Annotated in this window: 15 protein-coding genes, 1 pseudogene and 1 riboswitch; of the genes and pseudogenes, 9 read left to right on the top strand and 7 right to left on the bottom strand. The window is 73.8% G+C overall.

Annotation, left to right across the window (positions count from 1 at the left end):
- Positions 1–11: 11 nt before the first annotated feature.
- Together ACFVGO_RS04570 and ACFVGO_RS04565 are read left to right on the top strand one after the other, a co-directional pair.
- The gene (locus ACFVGO_RS04570) at positions 12–1,676 is read left to right on the top strand and encodes an NAD(P)/FAD-dependent oxidoreductase (RefSeq protein WP_359898345.1); all 1,665 of its coding nucleotides are present in this window, start codon (positions 12–14) and stop codon (positions 1,674–1,676) included.
- Positions 1,673–2,728: an NADP-dependent oxidoreductase gene (locus tag ACFVGO_RS04565; RefSeq protein ID WP_359898336.1), complete on the top strand. Its 1,056-nt coding sequence runs from the start codon at positions 1,673–1,675 to the stop codon at positions 2,726–2,728. The genes ACFVGO_RS04570 and ACFVGO_RS04565 overlap by 4 nt, the downstream gene beginning before the upstream one ends.
- Before the next feature lie 78 nt (positions 2,729–2,806).
- Here the strand turns inward: ACFVGO_RS04565 and ACFVGO_RS04560 are convergent, their stop codons facing one another.
- The 5 genes and pseudogenes from ACFVGO_RS04560 to ACFVGO_RS04540 all read right to left on the bottom strand — a co-directional run bounded on the left by ACFVGO_RS04560 (position 2,807) and on the right by ACFVGO_RS04540 (position 10,653).
- Positions 2,807–4,192 (bottom strand): hypothetical protein, encoded by a 1,386-nt coding sequence (locus tag ACFVGO_RS04560; protein WP_380356937.1) that lies wholly within the window; start codon positions 4,190–4,192, stop codon positions 2,807–2,809.
- Between the two features lie 140 nt (positions 4,193–4,332).
- Positions 4,333–5,550: pseudogene (locus tag ACFVGO_RS04555) on the bottom strand (pyridoxal-phosphate dependent enzyme).
- Between the two features lie 102 nt (positions 5,551–5,652).
- Complete coding sequence (locus ACFVGO_RS04550) at positions 5,653–6,204, bottom strand: YceI family protein (protein ID WP_359898343.1); 552 nt, start codon at positions 6,202–6,204, stop codon at positions 5,653–5,655.
- A gap of 273 nt (positions 6,205–6,477) precedes the next feature.
- Positions 6,478–9,294 carry a penicillin acylase family protein gene (locus ACFVGO_RS04545; protein ID WP_380630845.1) on the bottom strand — a complete coding sequence of 939 codons (2,817 nt, stop codon included), beginning with the start codon at positions 9,292–9,294 and terminating at the stop codon, positions 6,478–6,480.
- 345 nt (positions 9,295–9,639) lie between these two features.
- Complete coding sequence (locus ACFVGO_RS04540; protein ID WP_359898333.1) at positions 9,640–10,653, bottom strand: zinc-binding dehydrogenase; 1,014 nt, start codon at positions 10,651–10,653, stop codon at positions 9,640–9,642.
- A 98-nt stretch (positions 10,654–10,751) separates the two neighbouring features.
- Here ACFVGO_RS04540 and ACFVGO_RS04535 point away from each other — a divergent pair, with 98 nt between their 5' ends.
- Positions 10,752–11,414 carry a TetR family transcriptional regulator gene (locus tag ACFVGO_RS04535; RefSeq protein WP_359898332.1) on the top strand — a complete coding sequence of 221 codons (663 nt, stop codon included), beginning with the start codon at positions 10,752–10,754 and terminating at the stop codon, positions 11,412–11,414.
- Positions 11,415–11,537: 123 nt separating this feature from the next.
- Here ACFVGO_RS04535 and ACFVGO_RS04530 read toward each other — a convergent pair whose 3' ends face one another.
- Positions 11,538–12,224: a macro domain-containing protein gene (locus tag ACFVGO_RS04530; protein ID WP_359898331.1), complete on the bottom strand. Its 687-nt coding sequence runs from the start codon at positions 12,222–12,224 to the stop codon at positions 11,538–11,540.
- A 274-nt stretch (positions 12,225–12,498) separates the two neighbouring features.
- Between ACFVGO_RS04530 and ACFVGO_RS04525 the strand changes: the two genes are divergently transcribed.
- From ACFVGO_RS04525 to ACFVGO_RS04505, 5 genes are all read left to right on the top strand, one after another.
- Positions 12,499–14,118 carry an ADP-ribosyltransferase domain-containing protein gene (locus ACFVGO_RS04525; RefSeq protein ID WP_380630844.1) on the top strand — a complete coding sequence of 540 codons (1,620 nt, stop codon included), beginning with the start codon at positions 12,499–12,501 and terminating at the stop codon, positions 14,116–14,118.
- Positions 14,119–14,235: 117 nt separating this feature from the next.
- Positions 14,236–16,353, top strand: a complete 2,118-nt coding sequence (locus tag ACFVGO_RS04520) for a HelD family protein (RefSeq protein ID WP_380630843.1) — start codon at positions 14,236–14,238, stop codon at positions 16,351–16,353.
- 158 nt (positions 16,354–16,511) lie between these two features.
- Entirely contained in the window at positions 16,512–16,868 is a 357-nt protein-coding gene (locus ACFVGO_RS04515; RefSeq protein WP_359898328.1) for a zinc ribbon domain-containing protein YjdM, read from the top strand.
- Positions 16,869–17,020: 152 nt separating this feature from the next.
- Entirely contained in the window at positions 17,021–18,484 is a 1,464-nt protein-coding gene (locus ACFVGO_RS04510) for an MFS transporter (RefSeq protein WP_380630842.1), read from the top strand.
- The gene (locus ACFVGO_RS04505) at positions 18,484–18,936 is read left to right on the top strand and encodes a MarR family transcriptional regulator (protein ID WP_359898326.1); all 453 of its coding nucleotides are present in this window, start codon (positions 18,484–18,486) and stop codon (positions 18,934–18,936) included. Before ACFVGO_RS04510 ends, ACFVGO_RS04505 begins: the two co-directional genes overlap by 1 nt.
- Before the next feature lie 409 nt (positions 18,937–19,345).
- Here ACFVGO_RS04505 and cobF read toward each other — a convergent pair whose 3' ends face one another.
- Positions 19,346–20,104 (bottom strand): precorrin-6A synthase (deacetylating), encoded by a 759-nt coding sequence (gene cobF / locus ACFVGO_RS04500; RefSeq protein WP_359898325.1) that lies wholly within the window; start codon positions 20,102–20,104, stop codon positions 19,346–19,348.
- Between the two features lie 115 nt (positions 20,105–20,219).
- Positions 20,220–20,449, top strand: a riboswitch (cobalamin riboswitch).
- A 155-nt stretch (positions 20,450–20,604) separates the two neighbouring features.
- Here cobF and metE point away from each other — a divergent pair.
- The gene (gene metE, locus ACFVGO_RS04495; RefSeq protein ID WP_380630841.1) at positions 20,605–22,920 is read left to right on the top strand and encodes a 5-methyltetrahydropteroyltriglutamate--homocysteine S-methyltransferase; all 2,316 of its coding nucleotides are present in this window, start codon (positions 20,605–20,607) and stop codon (positions 22,918–22,920) included.
- Positions 22,921–23,020 lie beyond the last annotated feature (100 nt).

The following is a 23,020-nucleotide window of genomic DNA, read 5'->3' as shown; positions in this document are numbered from 1 at the left end:
GCCGGCAGAGCATGGTCATCATCGGCGGAGGGCTCGGTGGCCTGTCCACCGGCTGCTTCGCGCGGATGAACGGCTACCGCACCCGGATCCTGGAGATGCACGAGATCCCCGGCGGCTGCTGCACCGGCTGGGACCGCGGGGAGTTCACCTTCGACTGCTGCATCAGCTGGCTGCTGGGCAGCGGCCCGGGCAACGAGATGCACCAGATCTGGCTCGAACTCGGCGCGCTGCAGGGCAAGCGGATGCGCAACTTCGACGTCTTCAACGTGGTGCGCACCCGGGACGGCGGGGCGGTCTACTTCTACTCCGACCCCGACCGGCTGGAGGCCCACCTGCTGGAACTGGCCCCGGAGGACGCCCGGCAGATCCGGCAGTTCTGCGCGGGGCTGCGCAAGTTCCGTCTGGCGCTGGCCCGTTACCCCTTCCTCAAGCCGGTCGGGCTGATGGGCCGGTGGGAGCGGACGCGGATGCTCGCCTCCTTCCTGCCGTACTTCAACGTGATCCGGCGCTCGATCACGGTGCTGATGAGCGACTACTCGGCGAAGTTCAGGAGCCCGCTGCTGCGCGAGGCCTTCAACTTCATCCTGTACGAGAAGCACCCCAACTTCCCGGTGCTGCCCAACTACTTCCAGCTCGCCTGCCACGCCGGCCAGTCGGCCGGGGTGCCGGAGGGCGGCTCGCTGGGGCTGGCCAACTCGATCGAGCAGCGCTACCTGCGGCTGGGCGGCGAGATCACGTACAACACCAAGGTGACCGAGGTCCTGATCGAGGGCGACCGGGCGGTGGGGGTGCGGCTGAGCGACGGCCAGGAGGTGCGGGCCGACATCGTGGTGGCCGCCTGCGACGGCCGGACCACCATGATGGACCTGCTCAAGGGCCGCTACCTGAGCGACACCTACCGCCGGCTGTACACCCAGACCATCACCGAGCCGGGCATGGTCTTCCCCGGCTACGTGACCGTCTTCCTCGGCCTGCGCCGGCCCTTCCCGGCCGGGGACCCGTGCACCACCTACCTGCTGGAGGACGAGGTCGCCGAACGGCTCACCGGCATCCGGCACCCGAGCATCAACGTCCAGTTCCGCAGCCGGCACTACCCGGAACTGTCGCCCGCCGACACCACCGTGGTGTACGCCAGCTACTTCTGCGACATCGAACCCTGGCGGGAACTGAGCACCGGGCCGGAGCAGGAGCCCCGGGTGCGGCGCGGCGAGGAACTGCACACCCTGCCGGTCGGCCGGGGACGGGAGTACCAGCGGCAGAAGCGCCGGGTGCGCGACGCCATCGTCGAGTTCCTGGACGGCCACCACCCCGGGCTCCGGGAGGCGGTGGCCGTCAAGGACGTCTCCACCCCGCTCACCCAGGTCCGCTACACCGGCAACTACAACGGGACGGTGCTGGGCTGGCAGCCCTTCGTGGAGAGCGGCGAGACGCTGGAGGAGGAGGTCAAGCGCAACGGCCCGGGGCTGCCCGGCCTGGCGAACTTCTACCTCTCCGGGGTCTGGGCGACCACCGGCGGACTGATCCGGGCGGCGGCGGCCGGCCGGCACGTCGTCCAGTTCATCTGCCGGGACGACGGCAAGCCCTTCACCGCGGAGGTGGACGACAGCGCACCGCTGCCCACCGTGCTCATCGAACCGGTCGGCCCCGCCGACCGCCAGTTTGGAGTCACCTCGTGAGGATCGAGAAGTGGGTCGTCGGGGAGCACGTGGACGGCGTGCCGGACGTCGAGCGGATGTACCGGAAGGTCGTGGAGGAGCTGGACGTCCGGCTCGCGGCGGACGAGATGCTGCTGCGCACCCGGTACGTCTCGGTCGACCCGTACCTCCAGGGCATCGCGCTGGACACGCCGATCGGCGACCACATGGGCGCGGACTCGATCATGGAGGTGCTGGACGCCGGGCCCGCCGCGCGCTTCGCGGCGGGCGACCTGGTGCAGGGCTTCGGCGGCTGGCGCAGCCACCTGGTCAGCAACGGCGCGCCCAGGCTCTGGCAGACCGGGACGTTCCCGATGGTCTTCCCGGCCTTCCGCCGGCTGGATCCGGCCGACTACGACGAGGACCTGCCGCTGTCCACCGCGCTCGGCATCCTGGGCGGGCCCGGGATGACGGCCTGGGGGACGGTCGAGAAGTTCCTGGACGTGCGCCCCGGGGCGACGGTGCTGGTCGGCGGCGCCTCCGGGGCGGTCGGCTCGCTGGTCGGGCAGCTGGCCAAGCACCGGGGCGCACGGGTGATCGGGACCACGGCGTCGCCGGAGAAGACGGCGGGGCTGTGGGAGCTGGGCTTCGACGGGGTGCTGCTGTACCGCGACGGCGACGCGCCGGAGCGGCTGGAGAAGGAGCTGGCCGAGCTGGCTCCCGGGGGCATCGACCGCTACTTCGACAGCCTCGGCGGGACGCTGACCGACGTGGTCTTCGGCATGCTCGCGGTGGAGAGCCGGGTGGCCGTCTGCTGGCAGTGGGGGAGCCAGGTCGGCGGGGACTGGGCGGGGCCGCGGCTGCTGCCGATGATCATGTTCCCGCGCACCACGATCCGGGGCATCTTCTCGCTGGAGTGGTTCACCGAGGAGAACTGGGCCGCCCTGCGGCGGGACCTCGGGGCGCTGGTCCGCAGCGGGGAGCTGACCTACCAGGAGACGGTGCACCGGGGGTTCGACAGCATCCCGGCGGCCTACCGCGGCCTCTACCGGGACCGGTCGGCGAGCAAGGGGAAGGTGCTGGTCGAACTCTGAGCGTGTTCGTTCCAGGACGCCCGCGGGCCCTTCGGCGGATGTGCCGAAGGGCCCCGGCGCGCGACCGGTGCGGGACGGTCAGTTCAGGGTGAACCAGGTGCTGCGGGACTTCTTCCACTCGGGGTGGGTGAGGTCCTTGGCGGCGGTGCCGTCGTTGTAGAGGTCGGCGGAGCCGTCGTCGGTGATCAGCTGGGCGCGGGCGCCGGGGGCGTCCAGGTCCGGGACGTTCGGGAGGGCCTCCCAGGCGCCGTAGTCGCTGGTCGGCAGGTCGATCAGCTTGGTCGGGGCGGAGCCGGGCTGACCGTTCCAGCGGTAGAGCGCGTACGGGGCGGAGTTGTCCTCGGCGGCCCAGGAACCGGCCACGATCAGGTACTGGCCGAGGTCGTTGCGCCGGATGTCACGGACGGACAGCCCGCCGAGGTCCAGCTCGACCGGGTCGCCGAAGGTCGCGTGCGCGGCCGAACCGTTCAGCAGGGACGGGAGGTTGGTGACCGGGACGAGCAGCGCCCGGCCGCCGGTGACGGCCGGGGTGAGCGGCGCGCGGAAGCCGATGTAGGCGGTGCTGGTGCTGCCGGGGGCGAACTCCAGGCCCTCGACGTTGAACCCGTCGATCTGCTTGGGAGCCTGGCCGTCGGCGGCGCCGGCCGCGAAGCCGTAGCGCTTGCCGTGGGCGTTGTCCCAGCCGATCAGGTCGTCGCGCAGGCCGTCGTAGGAGCCGGCCAGGGACAGCTGGGTGTCGGCGCCGGAGCCGGTGACGGTGGTGGTGAAGACGGTGTGCCGGTCGGGCTTGACCACGCCGTCCTTGTTGTTGCCCAGCGAGCCGGTCCAGTAGATGGTGTTCCCGACCCGGGTGGCGGCCTCGATGTCGATCTCCTTGGAGACGCCGAGGGCCGAGCTGAAGTCCCAGGTGCGGATCGGCGCACCGGAGTTGTCGCGGTCGTACAGGCGCAGGGTGTTGGACTCGTCGTCGCCGACCACGATGTAGCCGCCGCCCGCGTCCACGGCGGCCGAGGCGTCGCTGGAGCCGGTCAGGTAGCGGCTGGTGGCGGAGGACTGCACGGCGGGGGAGGCCGCGTAGTGCAGGGTGCGGGTGGCGCTCTTGCCGCCGAGGCCGGTGACCTTGACGGTGAGGTCGGCGTAGCCGACGCCCTGGGCGGCGACCGCCAGGGTGCGGGTGCCGCCGGTGCCGGTCACCGTGACGTCGCCGGTGCGGGCCACGGAGCTGCGGGTGGTGGCCGAGGCGGCGACGGTCAGCGCCGAGGCCGCGGCGCCGGACTGGGCGACCGTCACGGTCACGGTCGGGTCGCCGGTGGCGCCGACCGCGCCGGACAGGTATCCGGCCGAGAAGGTGATCGTCGGGGTGCCGTACGTGACCGCGCCGGCCGGGAGGGCGGGCAGGGCGAGCACGGGCACCGCCGCGACGGCGACGGCGAGCGGCAGCAGGCGGCGGAGGGAACGCGACACGGTGGCTACCCTTCGGCAGGTGACGGGAGTTGACGGAGAGTGCAAGCCTGCTGGCGCTCGGCGAACACCGACCCTACGGAGACCCTACGAGCGTGGGCGGGCGGGCGAACAGCGGGCCTCGCGGCGGTGAAGGACCGGGCTCAGCCGGTGATTCCGGCCGCGCGCAGGCGGCGGGCGACCGCCTCCCAGTCGGGGGCGACCGGCTCGGTCCGACCGGTGCCGACGCCCTTGTCCTTGAAGCCGCTGGAGGTCGACACGCAGACCACCGGGCCCTCGGCGAGGTCCGGCTCGCCGAGGCTGCGCAGCCCCGCCAGGCCGGCCGCCGAGGACAGCTCCGTCCAGAGCCCGGCCCGGGCCAGCTCCCGCTGGGCGTCAGCGAGTTGAGCGTCGTCCAGGGTCAGCGCCCGGCCGCCGCTCTCCCGGACGGCGAGCACGCCCCGGTAGCCGCTGACCGGGGAGGCGATCGAGTACGCGTCACTCGGGCCGACCGTCACCCGGGCGGCCGGCAGGCCCTCGGCGATCGCCAGGGCGAGCGGCCCGGAGGCGGCCGTCTCGCAGGAGTGGATGCGCGGAACGCGGTCGGTCAGTCCCAGCCGGCGCAGCTCGGTGAAGCCCTTCCAGACGCCGAACAGCAACTCGCCATAGCCGGTCGGGACGAACACCGCGCTCGGCAGGCCGACGTCCTGGAAGATCTCGTACGCGACGGTCTTGTAGCCCTCGGGGCCGTACGCGTGCCCGGTGTGGGTGGTGGTCAGGTTGCTGACCGGGTGCAGGCCCAGCCGGTCGACCGCCTGGCGCAGCAGCGGCCAGCGGGCCTCCCACGGCACCGGGAGCACCACCGCGCCGTAGGCGTTGAGGAAGGCGTCGACGTTCGGCGGCAGGTCCGGGCCGGTGAACACCACGCAGCGCAGTCCGGCGCGGGCGGCCTAGGCGGCGGCCGAGGCGCCGTGGTTGCCGGAGGAGGCGACCGCGAGGCCCGGCGCGCCGACGCCCACGGCCGCGCTGGTGGTGCAGCGGTTCAGCCGGTCCTTGTGGCTCCACGTGGGGTTGCGGGACTCGTCCTTGACGTACACCCCGGGCTCGATCTCCACCGTCGGGGTGGCGCCCTCGCCCAGACCCGGTGCGAGCAGCGGGGGCAGCAGCGGAGCCCAGCGCTCCAGGCCGCCGCGCACCGGGGCGGGGGCGAACAGGCCCGCCGGGTCGGCCTTGTCGTAGGCGTAGTCGACCTCGACGGGGTAGGAGACGTCCTCGGTGCCGGTGCGCGGGCAGCCGGCGGTGAGCGGCGGCCAGAGCGGGTAGTCGAGGGCGGGGTCGCCGAGGGAGCGCTGGCCGGTCGCGAGGGAGTCTTCTGCTGACATGCCAGGAGACTAGCCGGGCGGCCGCCGTGCGGTCCGGCGGTTGGCGGGCCGCGGCGGGAACCCGTCCGTGGCGGTACCGGTTCCGGCCGTTCGGGGGAGGAGTCAGCCCTGGCGGACCGCCGAGATGTCGAACTCCAGGACGACCTTGTCGCCGACCAGGACGCCGCCGCCCTCCAGTGCCGCGTTCCAGGTGACGCCGTACTCCTTGCGGCTGATGGTGACCGAGCCCTCCAGGCCCACCCGCAGGTTGCCGTACGGGTCGACGACGTTGCCGGTGTACTCGAAGTCGATGGTGACCGGGCGGGTGGTGTCCTTGATGGTCAGGTCCCCGGTGACCCGGTAGTCGGTGCCGGAGCGCACCTCGACCGCGGTGGAGCGGAAGGTGATGTCGGGGAAGTTCGGCGCGTCCAGGAAGTCGTTGGTGCGCAGGTGCTGGTCGCGCTGCTCCACGCCGGTGTCGATGCTCTCGGCCTTGATCACCACCTGGCCGGAGGAACCGGACGGGTTGCCGCCGTCGAGGTGGGCGGTGCCCTCGAACCGGTGGAACGCGCCGCGGACCTTGGTCACCATGGCGTGGCGGGCGACGAAGCCGATCCGGGTGTGGGTGGGATCGAGGACGTAGTCGCCGGTGAGCTCGGAGAGGTTGGCGGTCATGGTCGGCATGCCTCCTGGTGCGGGGCCCGGGTCTCGGCCCGGGGGTGGTCGGGCGGTCCCCGGACCACGCTAGGGGCAGTTCCCGCGGGCCGCGCGTCGGGTCGGGTCTGAGTGGGGGGCGGGGTGGGAAGGCTCGCGGAGTACACCGGAGGAGCGAAGGGGCGAGGGGGTCGCGATGGACAGTGGCGTACGGGCGATGGTCGACGCGGTGGACGAGGCGCGGCGGAGTGACCGGCGGGCGGTGCCCCTCGCCGGGGGCACCGGCCGCGTCGGTCAGCGGTGGCTCGGGAACTGGACCACCTGCTGGTAGGTCGGGCGGTTCTGCCAGGTGGTCCTGTCGTCCGTCACGCCGCCCAGCGGTCGCTGGATGATCGTGTCGGCGCACCACTGGTCGCCGGCCGAGCAGTCCGCGTCGCCCGGGTAGACCTGGGCGGAGGTCTGGGCGGCGGCCTGCTTCAGGGTGTTCAGCAGGACGGTCCGGCAGGCCGCGAGGTCGCCGCCGCCGCAGAACGGCCGGGCCAGCGGGCCGGCCACCTGGTCGCCGAGGACGGCGCGCAGGTCCTTGTCCAGATAGCTCCACCAGCCGTACTGGAAGGCCGAACCCTTGTGCGGGATGGCCTCGTTGGCGCTCACCGGGCCGGTGGCCGAGCCGGTCTGCCCGCCCGAGGGGGACTCGTTGATCTGGAGGGCGCCGGTCAGCGCGCCGAACAGCGGGTCACCGAGGCCGGGCCGCATGACGCCCTCGGCGACCAGCGGCCACCAGGCGTCCATCACCCGGATCGCGGTGGCGTCCGCGTAGCCGTGGCTGCCCGCCGAAGTCTCCTTCCGCAGGGCGCCGTTGGCGAGCCAGGCCTCCAGCTGCTGCAGGGCGGTGAGGGCGGCCTGGTCGGTGACGGGCGCGCTGCGCAGCACGCGGATCAGGTCGGGCAGCACGTCCTCGGCCCGCAGGTCGGCCAGGGCGGCGCTCTCCATGGCCTGGGTGAGCGAGACCCGGCTCGCCCTGCCGCCGTTCCTCAGCAGGGACTTGACCCGGTCGTCCAGCAGGTTGCCGCGGTGCACCGAGCCGTTGCCGAAACCGGCCGAGGTGAAGCCGTTCGCCTGCTTGTTGTTCCAGGAGATGTAGTAGTCCTGGTTGACGGACTGCGGGTGCTCGGCCGCCGGGGTGTACCGGGCGGTGTTGGCGACCGGGTCGAAGTCGGCCCACTCGTAGGAGGGTTGGGCCTGGACGGGCAGCCCCGGGTCCACCCCGGGGGCGCGGACCGGGTTGCTGCCGGAGTTGTAGTACGCGATGTCGCGCGAGTCGGCGTAGAACCAGTTGAAGGTGTAGTTGATGTCCTGCGCGGCCCGCTGGAAGCCCGCCGCGCCCTGCACCGCGCCCGGGTCGTTCAGCTCCTGGAAGCCGATGATGGAGTCGGCCTCGTGCCGGTAGGTGGACCGCAGCGAGGTGAAGGCGACGGGCGCGCCGCTGACGGTGCCGCGGGCGCTGACCAGGCCGTACCTGGAGCGGTACATCACCAGGGTGTAGGAGCCGGCCGGGGTGGAGTCGGCGGTGGTGGGCTTCCACGCGTTCTTGCGTTCCAGCCGGTCGAAGGGCAGGCACTGGCCGTGCCACAGGTAGGAGTTGGCGGCGGTGGTGACCGGGGAGCCGTCGGTGGTGCAGAGCGGGACGGCGTAGGTGTCGGTGATGTCCTGACCGGCGGAGGTCGCGCTCCAGGCGTAGTCCTGGCCGCGGCCGAGCTGCACGTAGAAGCTCAGGCCGGCGAAGGCGGCGCCGCGCGCGCTGATCCCGGGGCCCTGGATCTCCTCCAGCATCAGCAGCTGCGGGGCGAAGTAGCCGGTCTGCGGGCCGAACACGGCCACCGGGTGGCCGTCGTCGGTGTGCGCGCCGGAGACCAGCAGGGCGTTGGACATGCCGTGCTTGGCGGTCAGCAGGTTTCCGGGCAGGACGCCGTTCGCCTTGGTGGTGGCGGAGCTGCCCGAGCCGGTGGCGTCGTAGACGACCCGCTCGGGCACCACCGAGCCGGGGTCCGGCAGCGCCGTGCCCTGCGGCTGGTCCGGGACGGTCGCGTACGGGAAGCTCTGCCCGTCGTGCAGGGTCTGGACGGCCTCCGGGTCGTCCGCCTCGCGCAGCGACTTCCAGACCGCGTCCCCGGCGTCCTTGCCGTACCGGGCCTCGGCGGCCGACTTGACCTGGGCGGAGGCCAGTTCGCCTCCGCCGCCGGAGCCGAACAGCGCGCCGACCACGGAGGCGAGGGCCACCAGGTCGGTCAGCTTGAACGGCTCGATCGAGCCGGCGTTGGTGATCGGGTCGATGTGCCCGGTGAGGTCGTACTCGCCGGGGAAGGTGCGGGCGTTGTAGGACTCCTTGGCGTACTGGTTGATGCCGTCGAGGTAGGCGTTGGCGTCGGCGAGTGCCTGGGTGGCCCGGCCGCCGCGGGCGGCGATGGCGTCGATCTGCTGCTGCAGCTCCGCCTCGGTGTACGGCGCGGCCTGCCAGAAGGTCTGCTCCAGCTGGCGGTTGGCGGCGGCGCCGCCCGCGAAGCCGGACAACTGGCCGCGGCCGACGTGCCGGAAGAGGTCCATCACCCAGAGGCGGTCCTGGGCGGCGGCGTAGCCCGCGCCGAACTCGGTGCCGTAGCGGGTGGTCCCGGAGATGTGCGGGACGCCGGTGGCCTTGTCGCGCACGATGGTGACGTCCGGGCGCGGGCTGGTGGTGCTCGCCACCTGGTCGGCGGGGACGCCGAAGGAGGCGTCGTTGAAGAAGTCGCGCAGCTTGGCCTCGGTCAGGCCGGGGTAGCCGGAGGCGAGGGCGGCGTAGGGGCCGAGCTGGTCGTCGGTGTGCGCGGGGCGGGTGCCGAAGGCCCGGTTGAGCAGGATGTCGGCGAGGGTGGCGTTGCCGTTCTCGCCGGGCGGCAGGATGTCGGCGCAGTGGCCGCCGCAGTAGTCGTTGGCGGCGGCGGTCGTCGCCGGGGTGGGGGCGGCGGTGGCGGTGGGGCTGGTGGTCCGGGCGGCGGTGACGAGCAGGGCCGAGGCGAGGGCGGCGGCCGGGAGTCGGAGGGAGCGGGGGCGGGGGCGCTGGCGTGAACGCAAGGCGGACTCCTCCGTCGAAGTCTCACGGAAGAGTCGACGGTAGGGGTGCTACTGGCCGGTTGGCTAGTGGCGTGCATGCCATTTTCTGTGCGGGGGCGCGGAGTTGGGGCGTTCGGGTTGCGGGTTGCGGGTTGCGGGTTGCGGGGTCGAGGTGCGAGGCCGGGCTTCGGGATCGAGGCGCGGGGTCGGGGTGTGCGGGCGGTGCTGTCCCGGGAGCCGGCCGAGGTGGCGGCGACGGTGCCGGGCCCGGTGCCGCGGGTCCCGGCGGTGGAGCGGCCGGGGAAAGGCGGCGCCGCACCCGCCGGGCTCAGTCCGGAGGTGCGGCGCCGGGTCGGCGGGGCCGGGTCAGGGCTTGAGCACCAGGCGGATCGGGTTGCCCTCCTTGCGCTCCAGCGCCTCCACCGCGCGGGCCGCCTCGGCCAGCGGGAAGGTGCCGCTCACCGAGCGGGAGAAGTCGAGCCGGCCGCCGCGGACCAGGTTGACCAGGTCGACGACGTCCTGGCCCTCGGAGCCGTAGTGGCCGCGGATCTGCTGGCGCAGGTAGCTGACCAGGGTGCCGTTGGTGACGGTCAGCGGCTTGTCGGTGAGGCCGACCAGCACCAGGCGGCCGTGCTCGCCCAGGGCGGCCATGGCCTGCTCGCGCACCGGGGCGACCCCGGCGAAGTCGAAGGCGGCGGACAGCGGGCGGCCGCCGGTGGCCTCGCGCAGCAGCTGGGCGAACGCGGGGTCGGTCGGGTCGAGGGCCGCGTCGGCGCCGAAGGCCAGGGCGCGCTCACGGGCGGCCGGCAGCGGGTCGACGGCGACGATCGGGAAGGCGCCGATGGCCCGCAGCAGCTGCACGCCGTGGGCGCCGAGGCCGCCGACGCCCCAGACGCCGACCGCCTCGGCGGGCCGCACGGCGCCGGTGGCGGTGATGGCGGCCCAGGGGGTGGAGACCGCGTCGGGGATGAAGCAGGCCTGCTCGAAGGGGAGTTCGTCCGGAATGGGCACCAGGGTGGTGGCGGTGGCGAGCGCGTACTCGGCCCAGCCGCCGTCGTAGTCCACGCCGCGGGTGTGCACGACGCCGTCGCGGTTCTCGCCGGCCTGCAGCAGCACCCGGTCGCCGACGGCCGCGGTGGTCACGCCCTCGCCGAGGGTGTGCACGGTGCCCGCGACCTCGTGGCCGAGGGTGACCTTGTCGCCCTTGAGGAAGAGCGGCTTGAGCATGCCCTCGATCAGGTGGACGTCGGAGAGGCAGACGCCGGCGGCCTCGACCTTGATCAGCACCTCGCCCGGACCGGGCGCCGGGACGGGGACCTCCTCCACGGCGAAGGCGCCCTTGGCGACGTCGAGCCGGCCGGCGAGCATCGTGGCGGTCATCAGGACTTCCCTTCTCGCGGGGGCGGCGGGCCGGGGAGTGTCCGCCGCTCCGGAAGTTACTTGTTATCCAACAAGCAAGTTCACCGTAGCATGGTGGCATGTCTACGCACGATGAGGGCCGAACCGGCGGACCCGGGACGCTCCGGGAGGCGCCCGCGCGCCGCACCCAGGCCGAACGGCGGGCCCGGGCCGAGTCCGCGCTGATCGCCGCCGCCGCCCGGCTGATCGCCGAGCACGGCAGCACCGGGGTCACGCTGGCCGGGGTGGGGGAGGAGGCGGGCTTCAGCCGGGGCCTGGCCACCCACTACTTCGGGTCGAAGGCCGCACTGCTCGCCCGGCTCCAGGAGGCGGCGCTGGCCGAGGCGATGGCGGCGGCCGCGCCGGAGCGCAGCGGGGCGGGCGCTGTGGACGAGCTGTGCGGGTTCGCGCGCGGCTGTCTGGAGGGCGTGCGCAACCCGACCGACCTGGGCCGGGCCTTCGTGGTGCTGGGCGCGGAGGCGCTCGCCGGGGCCTCGGAGCTGACCGCCGCGGTGGCGGAGCTGGACGCCCGGACCCGGGAGTGGGCGGCCGAGGTGGTCGGGCAGGGGCAGCGGGACGGCGAGCTGCGCCCCGGCGTGGACCCGGGCGCCTTCGCGCTGGCCTTCGTGGGGCTGCTCAAGGGGCTGGTGGTGCAGGCTGCGGCCGCTCCGAAGGTCTTCGACGTGGGGCTGGCGGTCGCCGAGTCCGAGCGCTGGATCCGGCTGGCGCTCACGGCGGGCTGAGGGCGCGCGGGACGGGCGGGGCGGGCGGCCGGGGGAGAGCGGGGCGGAGTCGGCACCGCCGCACGGCGGCCGTGCGGCGGTGGGTGGCGGGCGGCGGTGCGGGTGGCCCGCTCCGGAGTGGGGTCAGCCCCGGCGGGCGGGCGAACCGCGGCGTGCGGGCGGCACGATGCGCACCCGCTCGGTGGCGGGCGCCTTTTCGAGGTCGTCCAACTGGGCCAGGACGGTGGCGCGCAGGTCGTCGTCGTCCTCGAAGTGGTGGTCGTTGAAGAGGGTGTAGCCGGACCACATCAGGTTGGCGCAGACCCGGGGCGGGACCTTGCCCGTCGCGGCGCCCATGCCGACCAGGGCGACGGACCGGATCGAGCCCGGTCGCAGCCGGTTCTGCCGGTGGACGGCCTGGAAGGCGGCGGCGCAGGCCAGGGCGACGTTCAAGGTCTCGCTGACGTTCTGCGAGGAGGTCCGCATGGTCGGGGCCGATATCAGGAACGCCGGGTTGACGGCGCCGGACGGGACGCAGACCGCGCTGCCGACCGGGAGGCTGCCGGCGTGCTGCTCGCGGATCGCCTTCTGGACCCGCAGCTGGATGCCCGCGCCCAGGTGGCGCTTGATCGCGGCGTCCGTCCCGCCGTCCATCCGGCCGCGGGAGTTGGTGGGGCTGACCCAGGCGTCCGCCTTCGCGGTGAGCAGCGAGGCGTGCCGGATGTCGATCCCGGGGACGTCGGCGAAGGCCGCCCGCCAGGACTCCACGACCGTCGCGTTGAGGTCGGTCAGCACCACCTTGAGCGGCGGCTCGGTGCGGTCCGTGGTCATGCTGGGCTCCTGTCGGTCGGGGGTGCCCGGTGGGCCGGTTCCTTGGTGACACCGACGAAGCTAGCGCCCGGCACTGACAATCCGTCCGGGCCCCGTCGGCACCCTGTCGGCACCCCGTCGGCACCTCGCCCGCGCCGGTCGGAGGCCGGTCGGCGCGGGCCGGACTGTCGGACCCTGCTGGTAGGACTGTGGTGTCCGCCAGGGAAGCTGACGGTCCATCACCTGCCGTTCGTCTGAAATTCGTACGGTCCCGACCAGCCGGAGTCGCACCACCATGAGCGCTGTCGACACCCCCGCCACCCAGCCCGACCCGAACGACCCGCTCGCCCTCGCCGACCTCTTCACCGGCGGCGGCGAGCCGTGGCTGCCGCTGCTGAAGCCGGTGATCGAGGCGCAGCCCGGTGCGGCCTCGTTCATCGGCCCGGGCCGCGGCCCGGAGGTCGTCCCGGTCCGCGAGCTGACCTTCCAGGCGCTCAAGCCGCACGCGCCGCACCGGTGGAAGGTCGTCGTCTTCGGCCAGAACCCGTACCCGCGGCCGGAGAGCGCCACCGGCATCGCGATGTTCGACAACACCTTCCACGACTGGAAGGACAGCCAGTTCGGCCGGGTGATCAGCATCCGCTGCCTGATCAAGGCCGCGGCGATGTGGAAGTACGGCATCCCCAAGAAGACGCCGATCGCCGACATACGGGCGCTGCTGAAGAAGCAGGAGACGGTCCAGCCGCCGGAGTGGTTCCAGGCGATGCTCACCCAGGGCGTGCTGCTGCTGAACGCGGCGCTCACCGCGAGCAGCGACGGCGCGATGGGGCCGGACGAGCACACCGGGTTCTGGCGGCCGGTCGCCGAGCGGATCGTCGAGGAGATCCTCCGCGCCAAGCAGCGGGCCGCCGAGGAGGACCGCTACGTGGTCTTCGCCTGGTGGGGCGCGCACGCCCGCAGCCTGAAGAACGTCGTGCTGCGACTGCAGGAGAAGTACCCCGAGGTCGAGGTCCGCCACATCGACCACGCCAACCCGGCGGCCCAGGGCGACATCTTCTGCGACGGCGAGCACTTCGCCACGGTGAACGCCGCCCTGGCCTCGCTCGGCGCCGACGAGGTCGACTGGCTGCCCAGCACGGGGTGGAACGCGCCGTCGGTGCAGGGTGGCGGGGCGGAGGCCGGGGTCGCCGAGCGGATGGGTGCCTTCATCGCCTCCACCATGGAGCTGCACCAGCTCTACCTGGACCGACTCGCCGGGGTGAAGGACGAGGGCCTCGTCCTGCCGGCGATCACCGGTGTGTTCGACACCCCGCCGACGGGCTTCCGGGAGGCGGTGTCGCCGGTCGCCGAGCTGCTGCGCGGCCTGGACCGGCACGTGTCGCTGTCGCACGACTTCGGCAAGCGGCGGGCGGACGAGGCGGCCACCGGCCTGTCCGCCGACGAGATCGCCGCGCTGTACCTGTACACCTGTGAGTCCGCGTTCTACCGGGAGATCAACGCGGTGCTGCGCTCGCCGGACCGCAGCCGGCTGGTGCCCTACCTGCCGTACCTGCGGCTGCTGTTCGCGGCGGTGTCGCGACTGCCCGTCCGCACCGCGCCGCTGTGGCGCGGGGTCTCGCTGGACCTGCGGCGGCAGTACCCGCTCGGGAGGACGGTGACGTGGTGGGGCGTCTCCTCCTGCACCTCCGAGCTCGGGGTCGCGCGGTCCTTCCTGGGCAGCCGGGGCAAGCGGACGCTGTTCGAGGTGCGTCCGGTGCGGGCCGCCGGCATCAGGAACTTCTCGGCGTTCACCGGCGAGGAGGAGTTCATCCTGCTGCCCGGCACGCAGTTGGAGGTCACCGACGTCCGGGCGGAGCGCGGCGGCCTGTGCACCGTGACGCTGACCGAGCTGGAGGAGGCGCCCCTGGTGTCCTGAGGCGCCCGGGCCGAAGCCGCCCCCTGGAGCAGCAACCAAGTAAGTATTTTTACTGAGTTAAGTTATGCTGGACTCCGAACGGCGGACGAGCCCGTTGTGCGGGAAGGGGCGCGAACGATGACCTCGAAAATCCGGAACCTGGACGGCGAACTGGAACGGGAGCGGGCCTACGTCGAGGTCTGCCGGGTCGCGACGGCCCGGCAGGTCGAGGACGCGGGCCACCAGGTCGTCGCCGCGGAGGACGTCTCCGGTGACGGTGCCAGCGCGGAGGCGCTCGGCCGATACCTGCGCACCCGCGCCAAGCGGATGAAGGAGCTGCCGGAGAGCCCGTCCTTCTTCGGCCGCCTCGACTTCGCCGACACCGCGGAGGCCGGGGAGCACCGGCGGCAGCACTACTACGTGGGCCGCCGGCGGATCTCCGAGGACCCGACGGTGCCGCCGCTGGTGGTCGACTGGCGGGCCCCGGTCTCCCGGGCGTTCTACCGGGCGAGCGCCCACGCCCCGCTCGGGCTCGCGCGGCGCCGCCGGTTCGGCTGGGCGCCGTGGAGCCTGGGCGCGCCGGAGGAGCTGACCGGGCTGGAGGACGAACCCCTCGGCGCGGACGGCGGGCACGGCCCGGCGGTGGGCGTCGCGGCGGGCGACGGCGCGGCGGACGGTGGCGCGGGTGGTGCCGGCGGCATTCTGGCCGCCGAGATCGAGCGGCCCCGCACCGGCCCGATGCGGGACATCGTCGCCACCATCCAGCCCGAACAGGACGTGCTGGTGCGGGGCGAGCTGAGCGAGTCGGTCTGCGTGCAGGGCGCGCCCGGCAGCGGCAAGACCGCGGTCGGGCTGCACCGCGCCGCGTACCTGCTGTACAGCTTCCCGCAGCGGATCCAGCGCGGCGGCCTGCTGGTCATCGGCCCCAACCGGACCTTCCTGCGCTACATCGCCGAGGTGCTCCCCGCGCTCGGCGAGATCGACGTCACCCAGCGCACCGTCGAGGACCTGGTCGCCACCCGGCCGGTCGCCGCCGTGGACGACGGGCGGGCCGCCGCGGTCAAGCAGGATGCGCGGATGGCGATGGTGCTGCGCCGGGCGCTGTACGGCCGCATCCGGGCGACGGGCCCGGAGCCGCTGGTCGTACCGGACGGCTCCTACCGGTGGCGGGTGCCCCCGGAGCGGCTGGAACGGACGGTCGCCGAACTGCGCGAGCAGGCGCCGCCGTACGCGATCGGACGGGAGAGCCTGCGCACCCGGGTGGTGGCGATGCTCCAGGACCAGGCCGAGCGGCGGACCGGCGTCCGGTCCGGCGCCTGGTCGCGGAAGATCGGCCGCTGCGGGCCGGTGGCCGCCTTCCTGGAGGCGGCCTGGCCGAATCTGCGCCCGGAGGCCGTGGTCGCCGCGCTGCTGAGCGACTCCGCCCTGCTGGCCGAGGCCGCCGACGGGGTGCTCGGCCCCGAGGAGCAGGCGGCGATCCTGTGGCGCCGGCCGCCGCGCTCGGCGAAGAGCGCCAAGTGGTCCGAGCACGACCTGATGCTGCTGGACGAGGTGGCCGGCCTGATCGAGCGCCCGGCCGGCTTCGGCCACGTCGTGGTGGACGAGGCCCAGGACCTCTCCCCGATGCAGTGCCGGGCGATCGCCCGCCGCAGCGCCTTCGGCTCCCTGACCGTCCTCGGCGACCTCGCCCAGGCGACCGCCCCGTGGGCCGCCCGAAGCTGGCCCGAGCAGCTCGCCCACCTGGGCAAGCCGCAGGCCGCGGTGGTGCCGCTGACCACCGGCTTCCGGGTCCCGGCCGCCGTGACGGCCCTCGCCAACACCCTGCTGGGCGCGCTGGACGTGGACGTGCCGCCGGCCGTGTCGCTGCGGCAGGACGGGGAGCTGACGGTGCGGCGGGTGGCCGGGGGCGGCCTGGGCGGAGCGGCGGTCGCGGCGGTGCGGGCCGCGCTGGAGCGCGAGGGCTCGATCGCGGTGATCGCGGCGGACGGCGCGGTGGCGGAGGCCGCCGAGGCGCTGCTCGCGGCGGGTATCCCGACCGGGGCGGCCGAACAGGTCGGCACCACTGCGCGGGTGACGGTGCTGCCGGCCTCGCTGGTGAAGGGGCTGGAGTACGACCACGTGGTGGTGCTGGAGCCGGCCGCCATCGTGGAGGCCGAGGCGCGCGGCCTGCACCGGCTGTACGTGGTGGTGACGCGGGCGGTCTCCCGGCTGGACGTCCTGCACTCCCGTCCGCTGCCCGCGCCGCTGGGCGGGTGACGGCCCGGCGGCGGAGGCGGGCGGGGAAGGCCGGGCGGACGCGGCCGCCGGCCATGACCCCGTGCCCATCGGAAGCGGCGGCCGACCGGTGCCGGCACCCCTGCTGACCTCCTCACTCGTGCCCGGACCAGCTCCGGACAGCTGGATATCCTGAACACATGAGCGACAACCTTCCCCCGTGTCCGCAGTGCTCCAGTGAGTACACCTATGAGATGAACGCCCTCATGGTCTGCCCCGAGTGCGCCCACGAGTGGGTGCCCGGCGGCGGTGACCAGGCCGGCGTGCCGGCCGGCGAGCGCGTGATCAAGGACGCCGTCGGCAACGTGCTGAGCGACGGCGACACCGTGACGGTGGTCAAGGCGCTGAAGGTCAAGGGCAGCGTCTCCGGCATCAAGGCCGGCACCAAGGTCCGCAACATCCGCCTGGTGGACGGCGTCGACGGGCACGACATCGACTGCCGCATCGAGGGCTTCGGCGCCATGCAGCTCAAGTCCGGCGTGGTCAAGAAGGCCTGATCCGCGGGCCCCCAGCGGCCGCGCCCCGTCGAGGAGATCGGCGGGGCGCGGCCGTCGCGCTGTCCAGGGCCGGTCGGGGGTGGAGTCGCCGCCCGGATTAGTTGTAGCATCACAATGATTACAACAATACAACTAACTCTGGAGCGTTCGTCATGCCCGATGCCGCTCGACCGCGGCCCTGGCTCGTGCTCGCCATCTGCTGCATGAGCCTGCTGATCGTCAGCCTCGACAACACCATCCTGAACGTGGCCCTGCCCGCCGTCCGGCGCGACCTGGACACCACGGTGTCCGGCCTGCAGTGGACGGTCGACGCCTACACCCTGGTGCTGGCGAGCCTGCTGATGCTCTCCGGCTCGACCGCCGACCGGATCGGCCGCCGCCGGGTGTTCCGGATCGGACTGGTGGTGTTCACCGCGGCCTCCCTGCTGTGCAGCCTGGCCCCCGGGCTCGGCTGGCTGATCGCGGCGCGGATGCTCCAGGCGGTCGGCGGATCGATGCTCAACCCCGTCGCCATGTCGATCATCAGCAACACCTTCACCGACTCCCGGCAGCGCGCCCGGGCGATCGGCGTCTGGAGCGGCGTGGTGGGCATCAGCATGGCCGCCGGGCCGATCATCGGCGGGGCGCTGGTGGAGTCGGCCGGCTGGCGGGCGATCTTCTGGATCAACGTCCCGATCGGCCTGGCCGCGCTCTTCCTCACCACCCGCTACGTGCCGGAGTCGCGGGCGGCCCGCACCCGCCGGGTGGACCCGGTCGGCCAACTGCTGGTCGTCGTCGTGCTCGCCGCCCTCACCTACGCGATCATCGAGTCGCCGGAGCGCGGCTGGACCTCGCCCGTGGTGCTCGGCTGCGCGGCGGCCTCCCTGGGCGCGCTGCTGGGCCTGCTGCGGTACGAACCCCGGCGCACCGACCCGCTGATCGACCTGCGGTTCTTCCGCTCCGCGCCCTTCTCCGGCGCCACCGTCATCGCGGTCGCCGCCTTCGCCGGCCTCGGCGGCTTCCTCTTCCTCACCTCCCTGTACCTCCAGGACGTCCGCGGGCTCGACCCGCTGCACGCCGGACTGTTCATGCTGCCGATGGCGGTCATGTCGCTGCTCACCGCGCCGCTGTCCGGCCGGATGGTGGCCGCCCGGGGGCCGCGCACGCCGCTGCTGCTGGCCGGGGCGGCACTGACCGCGAGCGCCGTGCTCCAGGCGGTCGGCTACTCCGAGCACCTGCCGACCTGGCTGCTGGTCCTCGCCTTCCTGCTCTTCGGCACCGGCTTCGGCCTGGTCAACGCGCCCATCACCAACATCGCCGTCTCCGGGATGCCCCGCTCGCAGGCCGGGGTGGCGGCGGCGGTGGCCTCCACCAGCCGACAGGTCGGCCAGTCCCTGGGCGTCGCGGTCACCGGCGCGCTGATGGCCGGCAGCGCCCTCGCGGACCCGGCGGCCTTCACCGGGGCGGCCCGGACGGCATGGTGGATCATCGCCGGCTGCGGCGCCGCCGTGCTGGTCACCGGTACGCTCACTTCCGGCCGCTGGGCCCGGGCGACGGCCGAGCGCACGGCGCGGCGGCTCGCCGCCGAGGAGGCGGCCGAGGGAAGCACGGAGACGAAGGAGACGGTGGACGCCTGATGGAGCGCCTCGACACCGGTGGGCACCCGGAGGGGAGCGGGACGGACGCCGCGACGGCGGCCCGGGTCTGGCAGGGGATGTACGCGCTCGTGCTGGAGCGCCACGACCGCCGCAGGACCGTCGCCGAAGCCCTCGGCATGAGCTTCAGCCGGGTCCGGGCGCTGCGCCGGCTCGCCGCCGGCCCGATCACCCTGCGGGAGCTGGCCGAGCGGCTGACCGCCGACCCGCCGTACACCAGCGTCATCGTGGACGACCTGGTGCGGCGCGGGCTCGCCGAGCGCATCACCAACCCGGCGGACCGGCGCTCCAAGCTGGTCCACCTCACCGAGGAGGGCGAGGCCAAGGCCGCGCTCGCCACCGGGATCCTCGCCACGCCGCCGGACGCGCTGCTCGCGCTGCCGCCGGAGGACCTCCGCGCGCTCGACCGGGTGGTGGCGAAGCTCCTGGACTGAGGGCTGCCGCCCGACGCGGCGGGCGTGGATCCGGGAGTCGGGACACCGGTCGCGGGTGGTCCGTGTTCTCCGCGAGGACGGAGACGGGCACGCATGAGTCCGGGCCGCTGTTCCCGTTCCGCCGTTCCGCCGTTCCGCCGTTCCGCCGTTCCGCCGTTCCGCCGTTCCGCCGTTCCGCCGTTCCGCCGTTCCGCCGTTCCGCCGTTCCGCCGTGCTGCCGTGTTGCCGACCGCCGGGACCCACTGCCCTTGACGGTCCGTCAGTCTCCGTTCTCCGCAGGCCCGCACGCCGATCGTGCGGGCTGTTCGGGAACTGTTCCGCCATCGCCATCGCCATCGCCGTCGGCGACGCCCGGATCGCCGGGCGCCGGGCGTGCCGGCCGGCCGTCGGACTTCCGGCAGGCGTCGGGTCAGCCGTCCGAGCGTCGCAGCAGGTAGGTGTCCATGATCCAGCCCTTGCGCTCCCGGGCCCGCTCACGCAGCTCGCGGATGCGCGGGGCGGCCTCGGCGAGCGGACCGGAGACGAGCACCTCGTCGGGGGTGCCGAGGTAGGCGCCGTAGTGGATCTCCAGCCCCTCGGGGTCGATCCCGGCGAAGGCGGCCCGGCCGTCGAGCATCACCACCACGTCGTCCACCCCCTCGGGGAAACCCTCGGCGAGGCGGCGGCCGGTGGTGATCTGCACCGGCCGCCCGACCCGGGTCAATGTGGTGCGGTGCCGGGCGGCGAGCGCGGAGACGCTGCTGATGCCCGGGACCACCTCGTACGCGAAGGGCACGCCGCCCCGGTTCGACACGTCGTCCACCACGGCGATGACGCTGTCGTAGAGGGCGGGGTCGCCCCAGACCAGGAAGGCGCCGTTCTCGCCCGGGCCGAGGTGCTCGGCGACCAGCCGTTCGACCAGATCGGCGCGGCGGACGCGCCAGTCGTCCACGGCGGCCGCGTACGCGGGGGTGGCGCGGTCCCGTTCGGCGTCCGGCGCCGCGACCACGCGGTGCCCGGGCCGTCCGTGGTCGGCCAGCATCCGGCGACGCAGCGCGATCAGGTCCTGCCGTTCCTCGCTCTTGTCGAGGATGAAGAAGACGTCGGTGCGACCGATCGCCTTGACCGCCTGCAGGGTGAGGTGGTCGGGGTCGCCCGCGCCGATGCCGATGACGAAGATGTGCCGCATGGGAGCCATTCTGCCGTTCGCCCCCGGGTGCGCCGCCCGGGGCCGGGCGCGGAGCCCGCGTCTCACCACGCGGACGCCTTGCGAGATTTCCGCCTCGACGCCGACGGTTTGCCCCTAAGCTGGCGGTGCAGCTGGTTCGCCCTGTCCGCCAGGCAGGCGCGTCGCAAGAGGGAACCCGGTGGGAATCCGGGACTGCCCCGCAGCGGTGAGTGGGAACGACCGCCGTCATACGCACTGGACCCGGGACGGGTCTGGGAAGCGACGGCCAGTAGGTGTCCGCCCCGGTTTCGGCCGAGGTGGGTGTGCCCGCGAGTCCGAAGACCTGCCACTGCCCGTGCGCGAGCGTTCGCGCGCGGCCATCCGGTGACCTCGTGGGCGGGTCGGCGACCATATCGGGCGGAGCCGCGCACGGGTGCGGTCGTCCGTCCGGTCCGTCATCCCTTCGCGTCCTCGTGCCGTCACCGGGCACTTGAGGATCCAGACTCGCGAAGGAGAGTCCCTTGACCACGAAGTCCGCAGCCGCGGCGAGCGTCGCCACCGCCCACGGATACCCCCGTCAGGGCCGGGGCCGTGAATTGAAGAAGGCGATCGAGGGGTACTGGAGGGGCGCGGTCGCGGCCGAGGCGCTGCTGGCGACCGCCGCCGACCTGCGTCGGACGAACTGGGCGCAGCTCGTCGAGGCGGGGGTCGCGGAGGTGCCGACCGGCGACTTCTCGCTCTACGACCACGTGCTGGACACCACGGTGGCGGTCGGCGCGATCCCGCCGCGGCACCGGGAGGCGGTCGACGCCGACCCGCTGGCCGGGTACTTCGCGATGGCGCGCGGCAACCAGGACGTCGCCCCGTTGGAGATGACCAAGTGGTTCGACACCAACTACCACTACCTGGTACCTGAGTTGGGCCCGGACACGGTGTTCGCCGCGAACCCGGCCAAGGTGGTCGGCGAGCTGCGCGAGGCGCTGCTGCTCGGCCACGCCGCCCGGCCGGTGCTGGTCGGGCCGGTCAGCTACCTGCTGCTCGCCAAGCCGGCGCCCGGGGTGGCCGCCGACTTCCAGCCGATCACCCTGCTGGACCGGCTGCTGCCCGTCTACGCCCGGCTGCTGGCGGAGTTGCGTGCCGCCGGCGCCGCGTGGGTGCAGCTGGACGAGCCCGCGCTGGTGCAGGACCGCACCCCGGCCGAGCTCAACGCGGCCGCCCGCGCCTACCGCGAGCTGGGCGGTCTCACCGAGCGGCCCAAGCTGCTGGTCGCGAGCTACTTCGACCGGCTCGGCGAGGCGCTGCCGGTGCTGGCCAAGGCCCCGGTCGAGGGCCTGGCGCTGGACTTCACCGGCCCGGCCGCCACCAACCTGGAGGACCTCGCCGCCGCCGGCGGCCTGCCCGGCAAGCGGCTGGTGGCGGGGGTGATCGACGGGCGCAACATCTGGATCAACGACCTGGAGAAGTCACTGGCGACCCTGGCGACCCTGCTCGGCCTCGCCGGCACCGTCGACGTGGCGCCGTCCTGCTCGCTGCTGCACGTGCCGATCGACGCCGCCGCGGAGCGCGACATCGACCCGCAGATCGCCCGCTGGCTGGCCTTCGCCCGACAGAAGGCCGGCGAGGCGGCACTGCTCGCCCGGGGCCTGCGCGAGGGCACCGGCGCGATCACCGCCGAGCTCGCCGCCAACCGCGCCGACCTCGCCTCCCGCGCCAACTCCCCGATCACCCGCGACCCGGCGGTGCGCGCCCGCGCCGCCGCCGTCACCGCCGACGACACCCGGCGCGCCCAGGCGTACCCGCAGCGGGCCGAGGCCCAGCGCGCCCGGCTCGGGCTGCCGCTGCTGCCGACCACCACCATCGGCTCCTTTCCCCAGACCGCCGAACTGCGCACCGCCCGCGCCGATCTGACGGCGGGTCGGATCGACGCCCCGGCCTACCGGGAGCGGATGGAGGCGGAGGTCCGCGAGGTCGTCGCCTACCAGGAGAAGGCCGGGCTGGACGTCCTGGTGCACGGCGAGCCCGAGCGCAACGACATGGTCCAGTACTTCGCCGAGCAGCTCACCGGCTACCTCGCCACCCGGCACGGCTGGGTCCAGTCGTACGGCACCCGGTACGTGCGCCCGCCGGTGCTGGCCGGGGACATCTCCCGTCCGCACCCGATGACCACCGACTGGTTCGGCTACGCGCAGGGCCTGACCGACCGCCCGGTCAAGGGCATGCTCACCGGCCCGGTCACCATGCTCGCCTGGTCCTTCGTCCGCGACGACCAGCCGCTCGCCGACACCGCCCGGCAGGTGGCCCTCGCCCTGCGCGACGAGGTCGTCGACCTGGAGGCGGCCGGCGCCGCCGTCGTGCAGGTCGACGAGCCGGCGCTGCGCGAGACCCTCCCGCTGCGGGCCGCCGCCCGCCCGGCGTACCTGGCCTGGGCCACCGAGGCCTTCCGCCTCGCCACCTCCGGCGTCCGCGCGGACACCCAGATCCACACCCACATGTGCTACGCCGAGTTCGGCGCGATCATGACGGCGATCGACGAACTCGACGCGGACGTCATCTCCCTGGAGGCCACCCGCTCCCACATGGAGGTGGCCGGCGAGCTGGCCGAGGCGGGCTATCCGCGCGAGGTCGGCCCCGGCGTCTGGGACATCCACTCCCCGCGCGTCCCCAGTACCGACGAAGCCGTCTCGTTGTTGCGCGCGGGCCTGGCGGCGATCCCGGCGGAGCGGCTCTGGGTCAACCCGGACTGCGGGCTGAAGACCCGCGGCTGGACGGAGACCCGGGCCTCGCTGGAGAGCCTGGTCGGCGCCGCCCGCCTGCTGCGCGAGGAACTGGCCGGCTGACGGCGGCCGGGGGTGGGGGGGGGGGGGAAGGGCGGAAGCCTCGTCCCGCCACCGGAGACCCGGTGACCGCCACCCCCGCCGGTCCGGACCCCGAGGGCCC

The organism is Kitasatospora sp. NPDC057738 (genome assembly GCF_042798815.1).
Classification (GTDB): domain Bacteria; phylum Actinomycetota; class Actinomycetes; order Streptomycetales; family Streptomycetaceae; genus Kitasatospora; species Kitasatospora lactacystinica.
Note: the sequence above shows the minus strand (reverse complement) of the source record. Positions and strands in the feature narration are given on the sequence as shown.

What these genes read in the sequence shown, in the direction of transcription:
- ACFVGO_RS04535 (WP_359898332.1), top strand. Translation starts at nt 10,752, where the DNA reads ATGTCTACGCACGATGAGGGCCGAACCGGCGGACCCGGGACGCTCCGG.
- ACFVGO_RS04510 (WP_380630842.1), top strand. Translation starts at nt 17,021, where the DNA reads ATGCCCGATGCCGCTCGACCGCGGCCCTGGCTCGTGCTCGCCATCTGC.
- ACFVGO_RS04515 (WP_359898328.1), top strand. Translation starts at nt 16,512, where the DNA reads ATGAGCGACAACCTTCCCCCGTGTCCGCAGTGCTCCAGTGAGTACACC.
- ACFVGO_RS04530 (WP_359898331.1), bottom strand. Translation starts at nt 12,224, where the DNA reads ATGACCACGGACCGCACCGAGCCGCCGCTCAAGGTGGTGCTGACCGAC.
- ACFVGO_RS04540 (WP_359898333.1), bottom strand. Translation starts at nt 10,653, where the DNA reads ATGACCGCCACGATGCTCGCCGGCCGGCTCGACGTCGCCAAGGGCGCC.
- ACFVGO_RS04570 (WP_359898345.1), top strand. Translation starts at nt 12, where the DNA reads ATGGTCATCATCGGCGGAGGGCTCGGTGGCCTGTCCACCGGCTGCTTC.
- cobF (WP_359898325.1), bottom strand. Translation starts at nt 20,104, where the DNA reads ATGCGGCACATCTTCGTCATCGGCATCGGCGCGGGCGACCCCGACCAC.
- ACFVGO_RS04525 (WP_380630844.1), top strand. Translation starts at nt 12,499, where the DNA reads ATGAGCGCTGTCGACACCCCCGCCACCCAGCCCGACCCGAACGACCCG.
- ACFVGO_RS04550 (WP_359898343.1), bottom strand. Translation starts at nt 6,204, where the DNA reads ATGACCGCCAACCTCTCCGAGCTCACCGGCGACTACGTCCTCGATCCC.
- ACFVGO_RS04505 (WP_359898326.1), top strand. Translation starts at nt 18,484, where the DNA reads ATGGAGCGCCTCGACACCGGTGGGCACCCGGAGGGGAGCGGGACGGAC.
- ACFVGO_RS04520 (WP_380630843.1), top strand. Translation starts at nt 14,236, where the DNA reads ATGACCTCGAAAATCCGGAACCTGGACGGCGAACTGGAACGGGAGCGG.